This is a genomic window from Methylophilus sp. Leaf408 (assembly GCF_916856905.1).
In the GTDB taxonomy this organism is placed as follows: domain Bacteria; phylum Pseudomonadota; class Gammaproteobacteria; order Burkholderiales; family Methylophilaceae; genus Methylophilus.
Genome location: NZ_CAKASK010000001.1, coordinates 201,740 through 218,596 on the forward strand (window position 1 = coordinate 201,740; position 16,857 = coordinate 218,596).

The window sequence follows — 16,857 nt, forward strand, 5'->3', positions numbered from 1 at the left end:
TATAAATATAATCTTCGTTTGTCCAGATTGGTGTTGCGATTCGCAACAGACCAGCGCCCAATAATTTGTTGTGTGGCCTTTTCATGTGCGCCACACACGCTCTATAAGTGAATTACTTTGTCCATAGAAAACAATACCCCCGCAAACGTGACGTTTGCTGATTTAAATTTATGCGAGCCGGTGCAACGTGCGATTGCCGATGCAGGCTACACCATTCCTACGCCTATACAGGCGCAGGCGATCCCTTATGTATTACGCGGTGGTGATTTGCTGGCCGGTGCACAAACCGGTACCGGCAAAACCGCTGGGTTTACGTTGCCGATTTTGCATCGCCTGACTGAACATCCTTTAAACACACCTGCCGGAAAACCACGTTGCCTGATTCTTTCACCAACGCGCGAGCTGGCGGCGCAAATTGGTGAGTCTGTCACTACTTACGGCAAATATCTGCCACTGAAAAGCATGGTGGTGTTTGGCGGTGTGGGCGTGAATCCGCAAATCAACCGCTTGCGCAAACCGGTGGATATCCTGGTGGCAACCCCTGGACGTTTGCTGGACCTGGTGCAACAGAAAGCGCTGGATTTATCCGGCATCGAAATCCTGGTGCTGGATGAAGCCGACCGTATGCTGGACATGGGCTTTATCCATGACATTAAAAAAGTGCTGGCTTTGCTGTCGAAGAAACGCCAGAGCCTGCTGTTCTCGGCCACCTTCTCGGATGACATCAAGAAACTGGCGGATAACCTGCTGAATGCGCCTGACCTGGTGGAAGTGGCACGCCGCAATGCGTCGAACGCGCTGATTGAACAGAGTGTGCACATGGTGCCGCAAGCGCATAAACGCGCCATGGTCAGCCACCTGATCAAACAGAACCAGTGGACGCAGGTGTTGATTTTTACCCGCACCAAACATGGTGCCAACCGCCTGGCTGAGAAACTGGTGAAAGATGGCATACCCGCCATGGCGATTCACGGCAACAAGAGCCAGAATGCGCGCACCGCGGCATTGGCCGAGTTTAAAGCAGGCACGATTCCGGCGCTGGTGGCGACCGATATTGCTGCACGCGGGCTGGACATTGACCAGTTGCCGCAAGTGGTCAACTTTGAGTTACCGAATGTGCCGGAAGATTATGTGCACCGCATTGGCCGTACCGGCCGTGCAGGCAGCACTGGCGCGGCAATTTCACTGGTAGATCGCGAAGAGCTCGGCATGTTGAAAGACATTGAGAAGTTGATTAAACGCGAAATCCCACGTGTGGCGGTGGAAGGCTTTGTTGCGCCGGAAAAAGGCAGTGAAGAGCCGGATCGCCCGCCACGCGGACAGAATCCGCGCGGGCAAAATAACGGTCGTTCCAAACAAGGGCAGCCACAGAAATCCGCGGGCAATGCGAATAACCAGAAATCACCACAACAGCGTCAGTCACAGCCTAATGGCCAGCGTGCGGCGCAGGTGGATGGCAACAGGCCTGCGCAGGGTAATGCTGGTCAGCGCAATGGCAACCAGGCGAATAAGCCTGCGCAACATCGCCAGGGCGCTAATGCTCAGGGTGGTAACCAGGGCGCTGGTCAATCACAAGGCAATAGACCTCAAGGGGCAAATAGGTCTCAAAATGGCAATAAGCCACAAGGTGCGTTGTTTACACCTAAGCCAGGAGCTAACGCTAACAGGCAAACCCCGAAAGCGCGTTAATGCAGATTTGGGTGGATGCTGACGCGTGCCCGGTGGTGATCAAGGAAATCCTGTTCCGCGCCGCCGAACGCGCAAAAATATCCACCATTTTTGTTGCCAATAAATTGCTGCGGGTGCCACCTTCGCCTTATTTGCGGGCGATGCAAGTCGCCAAAGGCTTTGATGTCGCCGATAACGTGATTGTCGCGGCACTGGAAGCCGGGGATTTGGTGATTACGGCTGACATCCCCTTTGCTGCGCAAGTGATTGAAAAGGGCGGTCACGCACTGAACCCGCGCGGGGAGTTTTATTCGCGTGAAAACATCAAGGAATGTTTATCCATGCGCGATTTTATGGAGTCATTGCGCGCCAGTGGTGTGGAAACCTCAGGCCCGAGTGCCATGCAATCTTCCGATCGCCACGCGTTCGCCAAACAGCTGGACCAGTTTCTGGCGCGGCTTCCGCGTTAGACTTCTTCTAAACCCACCTGTGACATATCCCTGATGGTGATTGGCCTGGCCCGGTAAAAGCCTTGTGAGTAGTCACAGGCCATTTCTTTCAGCAGATTCTCCTGCGCCAGCGTTTCTACCCCTTCTGCTATCAGCCTGATATTGAGTTGTTTCCCCATATAAATAATGGTTTTGCACAAGGCCAGGTCGTTGGCATTTTCCGTGATGTTGCTGATAAATGATCTATCAATCTTCACGTAATCAATCTTGAACTTGTTCAGGTAAGCCAGTGATGAGTAGCCGGTGCCAAAATCATCCAGTGCCAGCCGGATACCGTGATCATTGATCTTGCTCAGGTTATCCAGCACATGGTTGGAAGGTTCCAGTAACAGGCCTTCGGTAATTTCAAAACAAAAATGTGCGCCAGGGATATTGCGGCTGGTGATATTGGCGATAAATTGATGTATGGATTCTGACTGTGCAAATTGAATCGGTGACAGATTGATGCAGATTTCGATGTCGCCAAAGTGTTGAGTTAGGGTTGTGAAATCACTAAGCACCTGCTGGAACACCCATTCGCCAAGCTCGATGATACTGCCGTTTTCTTCGGCGATGCCGATAAAAACATTGGGCGGTACGGTGCCGAATTCGGGGTGGTACCAGCGCAGTAATGCTTCAACTTTTTCGCAGCGCTGGTTATGCAGGTTAAAGATCGGCTGGTATTGCAGGTAGAGCTGGTGTCGTTCCACCGCATGGCGCAACTCGTTGCCTAGCTGGGTGCGTTTGGTAAACACTTCATGCATGTTTTCATTAAACAGGATGAATTTATTCTTGCCTGTCCTTTTTGCCTGGTACATCGCCTCATCGGCAAACATGATCAGTTCTTCCACATTGCGGCTGTTATCCGGGAACAGCGAGGCGCCCATGCTGATGGAGACCAGGAATGACTTTTGCTGAACCTTGAAGGGTGCCTCCATGAGCTCGATCAGCCTTGCACAGAAAGTATTCAACGCCTGGTGATCAGAGTTTTCCTGCATCAGGATCAAAAACTCATCACCACCAAAGCGGGCAATGATGTTGGGCGGCGCAATAATGGACTTTAGACGGTCTGCCACCTTGATCAGCACTTCATCGCCGATGGCATGGCCGGCGGTATCGTTGATTTCCTTGAAATTATCCAGGTCGATAATGATGACGCCGATTTTAGCCAGGCTGATTTCAGACTGGTTTAAAGCCTCAGACAGCTTGGTTTTCAGGAGGTAACGGTTAGGCAACTCCGTCAGGAAATCGTGATTGGCCTGAAAGCGGATTTTCTCTTCGGCTTCCATCGCCTGTTTTTTGCTCGATTTATACAACTTGATCAGCTGGAACAACAGCACGATCGCAAAAAACGAGATGGTCGCGATCAGGTATTGGATAAACGGATTCTCGGGCTTTTTTTGCCAGGTATCCAGTATGTCGGGCGGGTTGGTGCCGATCTGCAGTACCGCTTTATTGAGGATGCTTCGCAGCAAAGGGTGTTCGTCGCTGACCCCCATAAACACTTTGCTGGTGATGGGCGTGATGCCGCCTTTCCTGATGGATTTTATTTTGTGGTAATCAATGTGGTAGTCCAGCACCAGTTCGTTGCCGATATAAGCATCTATCGCATGCGCATCCAGTTGCTCAAACGCATCGTCTGCGATGTCGAATAACCTGAGGTCTATATCCGGGACTGCTGCTTGCAGTTCCTGCCCGACCAGCCCGCTTTTAAATACCGCCACTTTTTTTTGCGAGAGCTGGTTCAGATTGGTTTGGCCTGGATTGAACCCGCTGTTAGCGGCAACATAAATGGCATTGGTAACATCCAGGTAAGGTGTGGCAACCAGGTGGAAGCCCTGTGGCAGGCGTTTGTTGCGAATGCCGGTGATCACCTCGGCTTCATTGCCATTGATGTTGGGGTGGTAGTCAACAATGGTAAACGTCAAGCCTGTAAGCAGTCTGATTTGTTGCAGGTAATCAACCGAAATGCCAGCGTGCTTTTGATTCTCCAGTTGAAACTCAATCGGCATCCAGCCACTCTTGACGGCAACCCTGATGCTGGGGTGCTCTTTGATCCATGCTTTTTCCTGCACTGAGAGTGGAAGAGGGGTAAGCAGGGTGACTTCAGGAAGATGGTTGGGCAGCACTTCTTCAACGAAAGCCAACATGGAGACAAATGTACCAATGACTAATGCCAACTGTTTAAGCCTGCGTAAACGAGATGCGGTTAAGCGGTCTGATCCCATATTCTTTTAAGTCCTTGGCATTGCGGTGATTTCAATCAGGCTGTGTTGATGTCAATGCCTACAGAGAGTGGATAAGCGCATGGGTTGTTTGTATATTGATCATTATATTTATTTTTATCTGGAAACGATCATATTTCACAGCACTCTTTTTAAGTTGCAAATATGAATTGAGCGTATGGATAAAAACCCTTGGATGAAGAAGACGTTGGTTTTATAAACGCAGGTTGAGTCCGTGCGATTCTTCCTACAGTAAATTCAGAAGAAAAGGCATGGTACGTTTGCAGGTAATTCCGCATGATTGAGCCTAATAAAACAAAGTCATTCGATTGGCGGATGACTGAATTTAAAATTGCTACTTACCAGGAGATTTACCATGAGAACCGTATCAGATGCGCCATCAAAAAAAGCTACCCCAGTGACTACCGTTAAGCACGACGTGATTGTGCTGCTGAAAAATGACCATGACGAGGTCAAAAAAATGTTCAAGCAGTTTGATAAGCTTGCTGAAAAAGGTGATACCAAAGGCAAGGTCAGCATTGCCAATAAAATCTGTTTAGAACTGATTGCACATACCATTGCCGAAGAAGAAATTTTCTATCCTGGTGCTCGTGCCGCTACCGAAGATGACGCGATGATCAATGAAGGTATTGTTGAGCATGAAAGCGCCAAAGAGCTGATTGCTCAAATCCAGGAAATGGATCCTGAAGATGAAATGTATGATGCAAAAGTCACCGTGCTTGGTGAGTACATTAATCACCATGTGGATGAAGAAGAGGAAGAAATGTTTCCTGAGGTAAGGAAATCCAAGGAATTGGATTTACGTGGGCTGGCTGTGACCTTTACCGCACGCAAGGAAGAAATACTGAGCAAATTGAATGGTGACAACGGTGAAATTAACGTCCAGGAATTGAAAACACTAGTTGGCGTGCCATCAAAACACTAATGCTTTTGAGTAGGCAAACGCCTGCTTTTATAGTCGTTTAAAGAAGACTCGGGAATTGTTTCCCGGGTCTTTTTCTTTGCATTAAAAAGATGGCGGATAGTGTGGAAAAGCGGAAATTCTATGATTGGTATAAGTGATTAGCTTTGATGTAATACAGCACTTTTTCGGGTATTCCAGGGACGGACGCAATCTCTAGCTGGCCCAACGCTTCTCGAATGCGCGTGGATGAAATATCCGGCGGGGTCACCGGCAAGTAACTGATAAAGCCGTGCGCATTCTCGGTAAATTGCTCTGCTGCATGAGCAATCTCCACCAGCCTGTTTTCGTGTTCGGTATGCAGCTGTAACTTTTGTTCAGCATCTGCTCTATGCACGACCAGTAAATGGCAGTAATCAAGTAGCTCCAGCCAGCGGTGCCAGGTGGGCAGCTTGAGGTAACTGTCTTGTCCCATGATCAGACACAGTGCTTGATCCGGCAGGCGCTTGTGCAATAAGTGCAATGTTTCTATCGTATAGGACGGACCCTGGCGATCAAGTTCGCAGGTATCCAGTATAAATTCAGGATGATCCGCAATCGCCAACTGGACCATATTGGCTCTATGCTGTGCAGTGACAGCCGGGATGGCTTTGTGTGGCGGAATCGCCGATGGGATAAAACGTACCTGGCTGCAGTGTAAGGTATCGAGCACTGTTTTTGCCAGCACAAGATGTCCGTTGTGGATGGGGTTAAAGGTGCCGCCAAAAATGCCTATCAGTTCCATCTTAGTAGTTCTTTCGGCCCATCAATAAAATTTGAAGATTGCATCAATCGAGCACCGCGAAGCGCTCGATTTACGCAATTTTTAAGCGCGAACGTGGCCGTCACCGAGGACGATGTATTTCAGCGACGTCAACCCATCCAGACCCACCGGCCCGCGCGCATGCAGTTTATCGGTAGAAATACCAATCTCCGCGCCAAAACCGTATTCAAAGCCATCGGCAAAGCGGGTGGAGGCGTTGACCATCACACTGCTGGAATCCACTTCACGCAGGAACTGGCGTGCTTTGGTATAGTTCTCGGTCACAATCGCTTCGGTATGCTGGCTGGAGTGCTGGTTGATATGTGTAATCGCCTGTTCCAGGCCGCTGACCACTTTGCAGGAAATAATTGCATCCAGGTATTCGGTGTAATAGTCTTCTTCCGTCGCAGCAACCGCTTGTGGTACCAGTGCGAGTGTCTCTTCGCAACCACGGATTTCAATGCCTTTGCTAATGAGCATTTCCGCCAGTTTAGGCAGGGCGGTTGGCGCAATGCTACGCGCTACCAGTAGTGACTCGGCAGTGTTGCAAGTGCCCAGACGCTGTGTCTTGGCGTTTTCCAGGATGCGAACGGCTTTCTCCAGGTCGGCTTCATCATCAACATAGATATGGCAGTTGCCATCCAGGTGTTTAATCACTGGAATGCGTGCCTCATTGCTGATACGCTCGATCAGGCCTTTGCCGCCACGTGGTACGATCACATCCACATATTGTTTCATGGTGATCAGTTCGCCAACTGCCGCGCGGTCAGTGGTTTCGACCACCAGTACCGCAGCTTGTGGCAGGCCGGCTTGCGCCAGGCCCTGATGAACTAATTTAGCCAGCGCCTGGTTGCAATGGATGGCTTCAGAACCGCCACGCAAAATACAGGCATTGCCGGATTTGATACACAAACCGGCCGCATCCACCGTTACGTTTGGACGTGCTTCGTAAATAATGCCAATCACGCCTAGCGGTACCCGCATCTGGCCGATCTGGATACCGGAAGGGCGGTATTTGAAATTGCTCATTTCGCCGATAGGGTCAGCCAGGCTGGCGATTTGTTCCAGGCCTTCTGCCATGGTGGCGATAGATTTTTCGCTCAGCGCCAGGCGATCCACCATCGCGGCTTCCATGCCATTGGCTTTTGCGGCGTCCAGATCTTGCTGGTTGGCGGCGAGCAGGGCTTTTTCATGATGGCGGATCAGGGCAGCGATATTGCGCAATGCCTGGTTCTTGGTATTGGTATCCGCCTTCGCCATCAAACGGGAGGCGGCACGCGCCTGCTCTCCCAGTTCTTTCATGTAGTGTTTAATATCCATAGCCTGTTATTTTATCCTAAACCCACTTCACCCAAAAATTAGCGTGTTCTCGTTGCGCCGGCTCTAGCCGATTTACTTGCTGCCATCCTGGCGATGCCGGTACACAGCCTGGATAATTCCAGCCAGGCATCCCCATCGCCTACACCTTTGGCAATGCGGTCAATGTCTGACAGTTTTTGCAGTGCAGCTTCGATATGTTTTTGCGGTAAAAATTCCAATGCGCGTTTAACTAATTGCTGGCGGTCGCCAAACAGCCTGGCCTGGGTCAGTGCATTTTGCATGGATTGACCGCTTTGCATGGCCAGCCGGACTTGCAATAGCGGGCGGAATAACCATACCAGCGGGTTCATCACGGTGACAGCGGTTTCGCCTTCTTCACGCAGGCCTTCAATGATACGCAGGATGCGGCTCTGGTCGCCGTGCAACATCGCTTCGCCCAATTGAGAAACATCGAAACGCGCAACATTCAGTACACATTGGCGTATTGCTTCTTCAGTTAATGGTCCGGCCGGATACAGCAATCCCAGTTTCTGTATTTCCTGGTGCGCTGCCAGCAAATTACCTTCAACCTGCTCGGCAATGAAACGGCGGGACACTTCATCTGCAGTCTGTTGTTGTAAAGCCAGCCGCTGGCCTATCCAGTCAGGCAATTGCGCCAACGGCACCTGGTTGTGGATTAATACCACCCCTTGTTGTAACAGCGCTTCGTACCAGGCACTGTTAGTCATGTCGCGGTCTGGCGCGGGTATGGTGATGATAATGGTAGTGTCTGCTGCAGGTAATCCAGCTAATTCCTGCAAGGCTTTGCCACCTTCAACACCGGGCTTTCCGGTGGGAATATTGATTTCGAGAATACGTTGCTCGGCAAACAGCGAGAAGCTTTGCAAGAACTGGCTGACCTGGCCCCAGTTGAAATAGCGCTCTACTGTAAAACTGGCCCGCTCCTGGGCGCCATGCTGGCGTGCTGCAGCGCGGATTTGATCTATGGATTCGGTAATTGAAAGCGGCTCATCACCTGCCAGCACGTATAAATGCTGTTTGGGTGGCAGGTGTTGCGCCAGTTGCGCAGCCTGGATGCGCATAAACCTACTCGGCTTTTTTCAGTGCTGACAGGCGACGCAAAATACCGTTTAGCACGTCAGTTTGCATGCTTTCGGTCAGCAGTTTTTGTTCTTGCTGTTTAGCGAGCAAATTGGCATCGTTATAGGTATAGTCGCGACGGCCTTCCATCACCAGTGGCAGGCCCCAGACAGGTTCACCTGCTACCTTGGTACGATATTGCACACGGTAGTACAGTTCATACTCACGCACCACACCAGTACCGCTCAGGGATAGAATGCGTTGCTCGTTTTCTTCCTTTAATAACTCTAGCTGTAACTCGGCATCTTCAGCACTTTCGACCAGTTTGATCCCTTGCTCAGTCAGCGCTTTGCGTAAAGGCTTAGAAATGGTGGAGCTGCCAGAAATGAACATGGTCTTGAACGCAATTGGCGATGGCTGGCGCAATTGAAAACCGCAGGAGGTTAACGCTGCCACTAATATCAGCCAGCCACAATTTTTCACAATACTGGTTAGTGAAAACCGGTTCAGCGAAAATGGTGTCAGGCGGGAAAGCAGCATGGTCATCCTTTCTACGAAATTCAACGCTAATATTAGCTAAGCGACAACGATGTTAATCAATTTATTTGGCACGACAATGATCTTTTTGACGCTGCCTTCATTGAGGAATTTTTGTACAAAGTCCTGGTTGACGGCCGTGGCTTCAATCTGTTCTTTAGCCATACTTTTGGGAATGTTGATGCTGCCGCGCAACTTGCCATTCACTTGCACGACATATTCAACTTCGTCCTGCACCAGTGCTGAATTGGCAGGTTCAGGCCATTTCGCAGCCAGGATATCTTCTCCCAGGTTCAACGTTTGCCACATGACTTGTGCGATATGCGGTGCGATGGGTGACAGCACGCGTAATAGAATGCTGTAGCCTTCAAAAGCCACTGCCTGCCAGTCTTTTTCTGCGTCTTTCTGTACTTTTTCCAGCGTGTTGAGTATTTTCATGCATGCTGAAGCCACGGTGTTGAATTGCAGTTTTGCCAGGTCAACATTGGCTTGCTTTAACACAGTATGAATTTCGCGGCGATGATTAGCCAGTTCGCCAGTCAGCTTGTTTGGCATTTCACCTGGCTGAGTTTCAGACAGCACATAACCATAATTCCAGACACGTTTCAGGAAGCGGTGCGAGCCTTCAACACCGCTGTCAGACCATTCCAGCGTTTGCTCAGGTGGTGCGGCAAACATCATGAAGAAGCGTGCGGTATCAGCACCGTATTGTTCAATCAGTGATTGTGGATCGACGCCGTTACGCTTGGATTTGGACATGGTGCCTATGCCCTGGTAATCAATCGCCGAGCCATCTGCAACCAGTTTCGCACCGGTGATCTTGCCATTGTCATCCTGCACTAGTTCGACTTCTTCAGGTGCAAAGTACTCAATGCCGCCTTTTGCCGTACGGCGCGAGAAAATATTGTTGAGCACCATGCCTTGGGTCAGCAGGTTGGCAAACGGTTCATCGTAATTGACCAAGCCCAGGTCACGCATGACCTTGCTCCAGAAACGTGAGTACAGCAGATGTAAAATCGCATGCTCAATGCCGCCGATGTACTGATCTACCGGCATCCAGTGATTGGTTTGTGCATCGACCATTGCATCTGCGCTGAACCCAGACGCATAACGTGCGTAATACCAGCTGGAATCGACAAAGGTATCCATAGTATCGGTTTCGCGCTTGGCTGGTTTGCCGCAGCTCGGGCAAGTACAATTCAGGAAATCCTCACGCTTGTTTAGCGGGTTGCCTGAACCATCCGGCACGCAGTCTTCCGGCAATTTGACCGGTAACTGGTCGTCTGGTACCGGGACGCTACCACAGCTTTCGCAATGGATAATCGGGATCGGGCAGCCCCAGTAGCGTTGGCGGGAAATGCCCCAGTCACGCAGGCGCCAGTTGGTCTGTTTGCCGCCCAGGTCTTTTTCGGCCAAGTCAGCGGCCACAGCATCTACCGCTTGCGTATAGTTCAGATCATTGTATTTGCCGGAGTAAATGCAAAGCCCTTTGCTTTTCTCGCCGTACCATTCCTGCCAGGCGCTGTTGTCAAAGGATTGATCCATCACGCTAATGACCTGCTTGATGGGCAGGCTATATTTCTTGGCAAAGCCAAAATCTCGTTCGTCGTGCGCAGGCACAGCCATCACCGCACCTTCGCCATAAGTCATCAGCACATAGTTACCTACCCACACTGGCACCTGTTCACCAGTCAGCGGATGGGTGACAGTCAGCCCGGTATCCATGCCTTCTTTTTCCATGGTCGCCATGTCGGCTTCCATGACGGAACCCTGCTTGCATTTATCAATAAAGGCTTGCAGGGCAGGATTGTTTTGCGCGGCATGCGTGGCTAGCGGATGCTCGGCAGCCACCGCGCAGAAGGTTACGCCCATGATAGTGTCGGCGCGGGTGGTGAATACCCACAGCTTGCCGTCATCGATCAGCTTGCCATCATTATTTTGGATGGTGTGCGGAAATGCAAAACGCACGCCCACACTTTTACCTATCCAGTTGGCTTGCATGGTTTTCACACGCTCTGGCCAGCCTGGCAATTTATCCAGGTCATCCAGCAGTTGCTGGGCGTGGCCGGTGATGTTCAGGTAGTAGCCGGGGATCTCTCGTTTCTCAACCAATGCACCCGTGCGCCAGCCGCGGCCATCAATCACCTGCTCATTGGCCAGTACGGTTTGATCGACCGGATCCCAGTTCACGACCTGGGTTTTTTTGTAAGCAATGCCTTTTTCCAGCATGCGCAGGAACAGCCACTGGTTCCATTTGTAATATTCAGGCTGGCAGGTCGCCAGTTCACGGCTCCAGTCAATGGCAAAGCCTAGGGACTGTAATTGTTTGCGCATATAGGCAATGTTGTCATAGGTCCATTTTGCAGGCGGAACCTTGTTCTGGATGGCAGCATTTTCGGCCGGCAGGCCAAACGCATCCCAACCCATAGGTTGCAATACGTTAAAACCTTTCATGTGATGGTAGCGGCTAAGTACGTCGCCAATGGTGTAATTGCGAACATGACCCATATGCAACTTACCGCTTGGGTAAGGAAACATGGATAAACAATAGTACTTGGGTTTGCTGCTTTCAGGCTTGGCTAAAAAGCTTTGTCTGGCGCCCCAGAATTGCTGTGCCTGTTGTTCGACTTCTTTAAATGGATACTGCTGTTGCATGTGATTGGGACGCGATTACTAAAAAAGTAATTATACCTGAGAACCCTGCAGCTTGTGGTTTGTGAGAGATATGACAGGCAACGGCCAATCCACTTAATGGTTGATATAAACCGATTGAAACTGATATCGGTTTTTATCAACCGACCTCTCCGCCCGGCATGGATCAGGAGGCATTAGCGAAATATCTCATTTATGTAAATTAATCAACGAGATAATTATTGTTGAAGTTTTTTGGTGTGGATGTTGCTAAACAAGGTGCACAGTTTTACAACGAGAGGATGAAGAGGGATGCACAAACCTAATAAAAAAATCATGGTCGCGGCTACAAGTTTGGCGATTAGTGTGAATGTTTTAAACGCACTGGCTGATCAGGCAAATAGCCTGGATGTTGGCCCTGTCATGGTGAAAGGCATTTTGCCGGATAGGCTGGAAACAGTACCAGGATCTTATTCAGTTGTGGATGAAAAAGCACTTAACGAGCGTAGACCGTTTTCAATTCAGGAAGCGATTAATAATGTGCCAGGCGTGCATATTGTGGGTGAAAACACTTTTGGCCTGGGCGTCAATATCGGGGTAAGAGGCATGGATCCAAGACGCACATCCCGCACGTTGTTGATGGAAGATGGTATGCCATTGTTCCTGGGGCCCTATGGCGATCCTTCCGCACATTACACGACACCTATCGAACGTGTACAACGCATTGAAGTCGTCAAGGGTTCAGGCCAGATTTTGTATGGCCCACAGACGGTTGGCGGTATGATTAACTTTGTGACCAAGCCAGTACCGAAAAATGGGTTTGAAGGTAGTGTCACCGGTATGGTTGGAAATAATGACTTTACCGGTTTTGCCGCAAACTTGGGTGTGGGCGGTGAGCAGGGCGGCATCATGATCGATGCGATTCAGAAAAAAGGTGATGGCATCCGCAAGAACCATGACTTTGAAATGCGCGAGTTGATGGTAAAAGGCCAATTGAACCTGACTGAGAGCCAAAGAATCATTGCGAAAGTCGGTTACTACGAAGAGGATTCGCATGTCTCTGAAACCGGCTTGGGTGCAGTGGAATATGCGCAAGATAAATACCAGGCGCCAACTGGCAAAAATGACCGGTTTGAATATCAGCGCAAGTCATTGCAATTGCAGCATATATTCGATATCAATGCGAATGCTACTTTAACCACCAATGCCTATTATGTAGATGCATTCAGGACCTCATTCAGGCAAATCAATGCGCCGGGGACTTTAAATGATGACACGCAAACTGGTGTCTCAGTCATGGATCGATGTGAAGGTTTAGGCCCTGCTACTGTGGCGAATGCTGCTCAATGTGGTGGCCGTCATCGTCCAAGAAGTTACGATTACTATGGTTTTGAACCACGTCTGGATATCAAACACAGTCTGTTTGGCATTGAAAGCAGCGCTGTGGTTGGTTTTAGATACCATGAAGAGGGTAACAAACGTCAACAGTTCCGCGATGGCGATCTGCGAGCACAAAGCTTATCGTATGCCAAAGCATTTGGTTCTTTCAGGGAAGATATCCGCATTGATATTGAAGCCAAATCCTACTATGCGCAAAACACCTTTTATCTGGGTGACTGGACATTGACGCCAGGCCTGCGTGTTGAAGATTATAAAAAGAAAATCAATGTGTTACAGGCAGAAGGTGACCCTCAAGGATTTGCTAAAACAAATAGCCAGACCGTATGGTTGCCAGGCATAGGCACCACCTGGAACGGTATTGCGAACACCACCCTGTTTGCCGGTATTCACAGGGGCTTTGCGCCGCCTCGTCCTTCACGTGATATCAACTTTGATGATCTGGCAGGCTTGGATGCAATCAGTAGTACCCGTGCTGAAGAAAGTACAAATACTGAAGTCGGTGTGCGTTCTTCTTATTTCAAAGGCGTTGGTCTTGAAGCCACATTGTTCAATATCAATTTTGATGAGATTGTGATTCAAAGAAACGCGGGTGATTTTATCAATGCCGGTAAATCACAGCAAACAGGCTTGGAGCTGGCAGCACGTGTAGATTTTGGCAGGATCTATGACAGCCCGCATAATTTCTATATTGCCGGTAATTATACAAACCTGTTTACTGCCAAGTTTAAGAAGAGCACAGACGAAACGACAAGCGGCAATCGCTTGCCTTATGCGCCACGCGATATTGCTTCCATCAATTTTGGTTATCAGCATCCAGTCGGCATTAACGCACGCATTGGGGTGGATTACGTGAGCCAGCAATATGTGGATCCGGATAACACTACCATTGAAAGTCTGGATGGCCAGGAAGGTAAAATCCCTGCGTATACTCTGCTAAATGCTTCTATCAACTTTAGAGCACTCGGGTCCAAGCTGACTTACTTTATCAGTGGTCATAACCTGGCTGACAAAGAGTACTTGATTAGCCGTGTTGACGGTAAAGTGGCAGGACGTCAGCGCCAGGTATTTGGCGGTATTCGCTACGACTTCTAGATATGTGAGAATAATCTCATTTCTCAATAAAATAAAAGCCCGTTAAATGCGGGCTTTTTTATTCAAGTTAAGCTTATTTCAATGCTGCAAAGATTTCTTCTTTAATGGTATTCAACTCACCCAGGCCATTGACCTTGACGTATTGTGGTGCGCCAGCGACACCGGACTTTGCCCAGTCTGAGTAGTAACCAATCAATTGTTCAGTTTGGTCGTGATACACCTGCAAGCGTTTGAGCACGACCTCTTCTTTATCATCATCACGTTGTACCAGCTCTTCGCCGGTGACATCGTCTTTACCCTCAGCTTTAGGCGGGTTGAATTTGACATGGTAAGTACGACCTGAAGCAGGGTGGCTGCGGCGGCCGCTCATGCGCTCAACAATCGCTTCATCAGGGACATCGATTTCCACGACATAATCAATCGCGACGCCAGCATTTTTCATTGCTTCTGCTTGCGGGATGGTGCGTGGGAAACCATCAAACAGGAAACCATTGGCGCAATCTGCATCTTTAATGCGCTCTTTCACCAGGCCGATGATCACTTCATCAGGCACCAGGCCGCCTGCATCCATGAATTTTTTGGCTTCCAGGCCCAGCTGAGTGCCTGCTTTTACGGCTGCACGTAACATATCACCAGTAGAAATTTGCGGAATGTTGTATTTTTCTTTGATGAAAGTGGCCTGAGTACCTTTACCGGCACCAGGTGCACCCAGCAGAATCAAACGCATGTCATGCTCCAGAGGATTGTTTTTGAGGAAAAAAGGATTATATCAGGCTAGAAAAAGCTGACCTATACTCAATTGGCTAAACTTGATTTCTAAAACTTAAAGAAAGATTGGGTTAGCAGCCACGAAATTGCTGATAGTCACAAACTCGGCCACGCTAAGATTTTCCGCTCTCAATTGCGAGTCTATATCCAGCGCAATAAAGCCGGCGTCATCCAGCAAGCCTTTGAGGGTGTTGCGCAATGTTTTACGGCGCTGGCCAAATGCGGCCATTACCACTTTTGCAAACAATGCTTCATCGGTTGCAGGGTAAGGTAATTGTGCAAATGGCACACAGCGTACGAAAGCAGACTCTACTTTAGGCGCTGGTTCAAACGCTTCTGGTGGCACAGTGATCAGGTATTCCATCTGCAAGCGGTATTGCAACATGACGGAGAGCCTGCCATATTCAGAAGTGGAGGGCGCTGCCACCATGCGTTCTACAACTTCTTTTTGCAGCATGAAGTGCATGTCGATTATTTGCGACGTATTTTCGAGCAGCTTGAACAGGATAGGGCTGGAGATGTTGTAGGGCAAATTACCGACCACTCGAATACGCTCGCCCAATGTCCTGAAATCAAATTTCAGGACATCTGAATTATGAATGCTGATTTTTTCGGCAGGGTAAAAAGACTGCATCCATTGAATAATGTCGCGGTCGATTTCCACCACGTGCAAATGACGCAGTTGTTTGAGCAAAGGTTGCGTCATGGCGCCCAGGCCGGGGCCGATTTCAACCATGAGGTCATCAGGCGCGGGTTGAATCGCAGTGATCAGGCTACCGATAATGCCCTGGTCCGTGAGAAAGTTTTGGCCGAAGCGCTTTTTTGCTAGGTGTTTCATTTACATTCTTAAAATGGCTTTATACCAGTTGAGAGATTCAAAGGTATTTATTCTTGGGCTGCAGCACGTTTTTGTGTAATTTCGATGGCCAGGTGGATGGCACTCAGCATGCTGCCTACATCCGCTTGCCCGGTACCGGCAATATCAAGTGCCGTGCCGTGATCCACTGAAGTTCGGATAATCGGCAAGCCTAGTGTGACATTCACGCCCTCACCAAAACTGGCATGTTTGAGCACAGTCAGGCCCTGGTCGTGATACATCGCCAGAAACGCATCGGCCTTCGCCAGGTTTTTCTGTGAAAACATGGTGTCCGCTGGCAATGCGCCTATCAAATGCATACCCTCTGCGCGCAACGCATCCAGCACCGGATTAATGGTGTTGATTTCCTCATCGCCCAGATAGCCATTTTCACCAGCATGTGGATTGAGGCCGGCAACATAGATAGTAGGTTCTGGAATACCAAATTTTCGGATCAGATCTTGATGCAAAATACGCAATGTCGTCGTCAATGATTCCTGGGTAATCGCTCTGCTTACCTGTGTGAGGGGCAAGTGTGTGGTGGCTAATGCCACACGCATACCGCCGCCGACCAGCATCATCACGACCTGGGGAGTATGGGTGGTTTCTGCCAGGTATTCGGTATGTCCGGTAAATGAAATGCCGGCGTCATTAATAATGCCTTTATGTACAGGTGCGGTGACCATGGCATCAAATTCATTGGCGATACATCCATCGCGTGCACGATCCAGCATGGCCAATACATACTGACTATTGCTGGTTTCCAGACTACCAGCTGTTACCGCTGTGGCGGCTGGAACAGGTAAAATGCACAAACTGCCATCCCCCGCATGCTCTGGCGCAGTGTCATGATATATATGCAGCATTAATGGGAGATTTAATTCAGCGGCCCTGGCTTCCAACGCATGTGGGTCGGCCAATACTACCAGCGAGGCTGGCAGAGGCTTGTCTGCAAGTTTGACGCAGATATCCAGCCCTATCCCGGCAGGCTCACCAGAGGTAATCGCAATGCGGGGGAGGGTGGTCATCCGGTTAGAAGTTTTTGAATTAAAACTTGTCTTTACGCT

Annotated in this window: 13 protein-coding genes; 4 read left to right on the top strand and 9 right to left on the bottom strand. The window is 49.5% G+C overall.

The window, feature by feature from the left end; genetic code table 11:
• The first annotated feature begins 117 nt into the window (after positions 1-117).
• Together LPA26_RS00865 and LPA26_RS00870 are read left to right on the top strand one after the other, a co-directional pair.
• Positions 118-1,689 (top strand): DEAD/DEAH box helicase, encoded by a 1,572-nt coding sequence (locus LPA26_RS00865; RefSeq protein ID WP_229006973.1) that lies wholly within the window; start codon positions 118-120, stop codon positions 1,687-1,689.
• The gene (locus tag LPA26_RS00870) at positions 1,689-2,138 is read left to right on the top strand and encodes a YaiI/YqxD family protein (RefSeq protein ID WP_055829691.1); all 450 of its coding nucleotides are present in this window, start codon (positions 1,689-1,691) and stop codon (positions 2,136-2,138) included. The genes LPA26_RS00865 and LPA26_RS00870 overlap by 1 nt, the downstream gene beginning before the upstream one ends.
• On the opposite strand, the gene LPA26_RS00875 is transcribed toward LPA26_RS00870, so the two are convergent.
• A complete protein-coding gene (locus LPA26_RS00875; RefSeq protein ID WP_229006974.1) occupies positions 2,135-4,384 on the bottom strand; it encodes an EAL domain-containing protein in 2,250 nt (749 codons plus the stop codon). The genes LPA26_RS00870 and LPA26_RS00875 overlap by 4 nt on opposite strands.
• A 373-nt stretch (positions 4,385-4,757) precedes the next feature.
• Here LPA26_RS00875 and LPA26_RS00880 point away from each other — a divergent pair, with 373 nt between their 5' ends.
• On the top strand, positions 4,758-5,327 hold the full coding sequence (locus LPA26_RS00880; RefSeq protein ID WP_055870875.1) for a hemerythrin domain-containing protein: 570 nt from the start codon (positions 4,758-4,760) through the stop codon (positions 5,325-5,327).
• 118 nt (positions 5,328-5,445) lie between these two features.
• Here the strand turns inward: LPA26_RS00880 and nadD are convergent, their stop codons facing one another.
• The 5 genes from nadD to leuS all read right to left on the bottom strand — a co-directional run bounded on the left by nadD (position 5,446) and on the right by leuS (position 11,697).
• Positions 5,446-6,087: a nicotinate-nucleotide adenylyltransferase gene (gene nadD / locus LPA26_RS00885; protein WP_229006975.1), complete on the bottom strand. Its 642-nt coding sequence runs from the start codon at positions 6,085-6,087 to the stop codon at positions 5,446-5,448.
• Between the two features lie 81 nt (positions 6,088-6,168).
• Positions 6,169-7,425: a glutamate-5-semialdehyde dehydrogenase gene (locus LPA26_RS00890; RefSeq protein WP_229006976.1), complete on the bottom strand. Its 1,257-nt coding sequence runs from the start codon at positions 7,423-7,425 to the stop codon at positions 6,169-6,171.
• 38 nt (positions 7,426-7,463) lie between these two features.
• Positions 7,464-8,507 carry a DNA polymerase III subunit delta gene (gene holA / locus LPA26_RS00895; protein WP_229006977.1) on the bottom strand — a complete coding sequence of 348 codons (1,044 nt, stop codon included), beginning with the start codon at positions 8,505-8,507 and terminating at the stop codon, positions 7,464-7,466.
• 4 nt (positions 8,508-8,511) lie between these two features.
• A complete protein-coding gene (lptE, locus tag LPA26_RS00900; RefSeq protein WP_229006978.1) occupies positions 8,512-9,045 on the bottom strand; it encodes an LPS assembly lipoprotein LptE in 534 nt (177 codons plus the stop codon).
• Positions 9,046-9,081: 36 nt separating this feature from the next.
• Positions 9,082-11,697, bottom strand: coding sequence for a leucine--tRNA ligase (gene leuS / locus LPA26_RS00905; RefSeq protein ID WP_229006979.1), 2,616 nt, complete (start codon positions 11,695-11,697; stop codon positions 9,082-9,084).
• A 288-nt stretch (positions 11,698-11,985) separates the two neighbouring features.
• Here leuS and LPA26_RS00910 point away from each other — a divergent pair, with 288 nt between their 5' ends.
• Complete coding sequence (locus LPA26_RS00910) at positions 11,986-14,166, top strand: TonB-dependent receptor domain-containing protein (protein WP_229006980.1); 2,181 nt, start codon at positions 11,986-11,988, stop codon at positions 14,164-14,166.
• Positions 14,167-14,239: 73 nt separating this feature from the next.
• Here the strand turns inward: LPA26_RS00910 and adk are convergent, their stop codons facing one another.
• From adk to pdxA, 3 genes are all read right to left on the bottom strand, one after another.
• On the bottom strand, positions 14,240-14,893 hold the full coding sequence (gene adk / locus LPA26_RS00915) for an adenylate kinase (protein WP_055829676.1): 654 nt from the start codon (positions 14,891-14,893) through the stop codon (positions 14,240-14,242).
• A 96-nt stretch (positions 14,894-14,989) separates the two neighbouring features.
• The gene (gene rsmA, locus LPA26_RS00920; protein ID WP_229006981.1) at positions 14,990-15,772 is read right to left on the bottom strand and encodes a 16S rRNA (adenine(1518)-N(6)/adenine(1519)-N(6))-dimethyltransferase RsmA; all 783 of its coding nucleotides are present in this window, start codon (positions 15,770-15,772) and stop codon (positions 14,990-14,992) included.
• 47 nt (positions 15,773-15,819) lie between these two features.
• A complete protein-coding gene (gene pdxA / locus LPA26_RS00925) occupies positions 15,820-16,818 on the bottom strand; it encodes a 4-hydroxythreonine-4-phosphate dehydrogenase PdxA (RefSeq protein WP_229006982.1) in 999 nt (332 codons plus the stop codon).
• Positions 16,819-16,857 lie beyond the last annotated feature (39 nt).

What these genes read in the sequence shown, in the direction of transcription:
- LPA26_RS00870 (WP_055829691.1), top strand. Translation starts at nt 1,689, where the DNA reads ATGCAGATTTGGGTGGATGCTGACGCGTGCCCGGTGGTGATCAAGGAA.
- LPA26_RS00875 (WP_229006974.1), bottom strand. Translation starts at nt 4,384, where the DNA reads ATGGGATCAGACCGCTTAACCGCATCTCGTTTACGCAGGCTTAAACAG.
- LPA26_RS00880 (WP_055870875.1), top strand. Translation starts at nt 4,758, where the DNA reads ATGAGAACCGTATCAGATGCGCCATCAAAAAAAGCTACCCCAGTGACT.
- nadD (WP_229006975.1), bottom strand. Translation starts at nt 6,087, where the DNA reads ATGGAACTGATAGGCATTTTTGGCGGCACCTTTAACCCCATCCACAAC.
- LPA26_RS00890 (WP_229006976.1), bottom strand. Translation starts at nt 7,425, where the DNA reads ATGGATATTAAACACTACATGAAAGAACTGGGAGAGCAGGCGCGTGCC.
- holA (WP_229006977.1), bottom strand. Translation starts at nt 8,507, where the DNA reads ATGCGCATCCAGGCTGCGCAACTGGCGCAACACCTGCCACCCAAACAG.
- lptE (WP_229006978.1), bottom strand. Translation starts at nt 9,045, where the DNA reads ATGCTGCTTTCCCGCCTGACACCATTTTCGCTGAACCGGTTTTCACTA.
- leuS (WP_229006979.1), bottom strand. Translation starts at nt 11,697, where the DNA reads ATGCAACAGCAGTATCCATTTAAAGAAGTCGAACAACAGGCACAGCAA.
- LPA26_RS00910 (WP_229006980.1), top strand. Translation starts at nt 11,986, where the DNA reads ATGCACAAACCTAATAAAAAAATCATGGTCGCGGCTACAAGTTTGGCG.
- adk (WP_055829676.1), bottom strand. Translation starts at nt 14,893, where the DNA reads ATGCGTTTGATTCTGCTGGGTGCACCTGGTGCCGGTAAAGGTACTCAG.
- rsmA (WP_229006981.1), bottom strand. Translation starts at nt 15,772, where the DNA reads ATGAAACACCTAGCAAAAAAGCGCTTCGGCCAAAACTTTCTCACGGAC.
- pdxA (WP_229006982.1), bottom strand. Translation starts at nt 16,818, where the DNA reads ATGACCACCCTCCCCCGCATTGCGATTACCTCTGGTGAGCCTGCCGGG.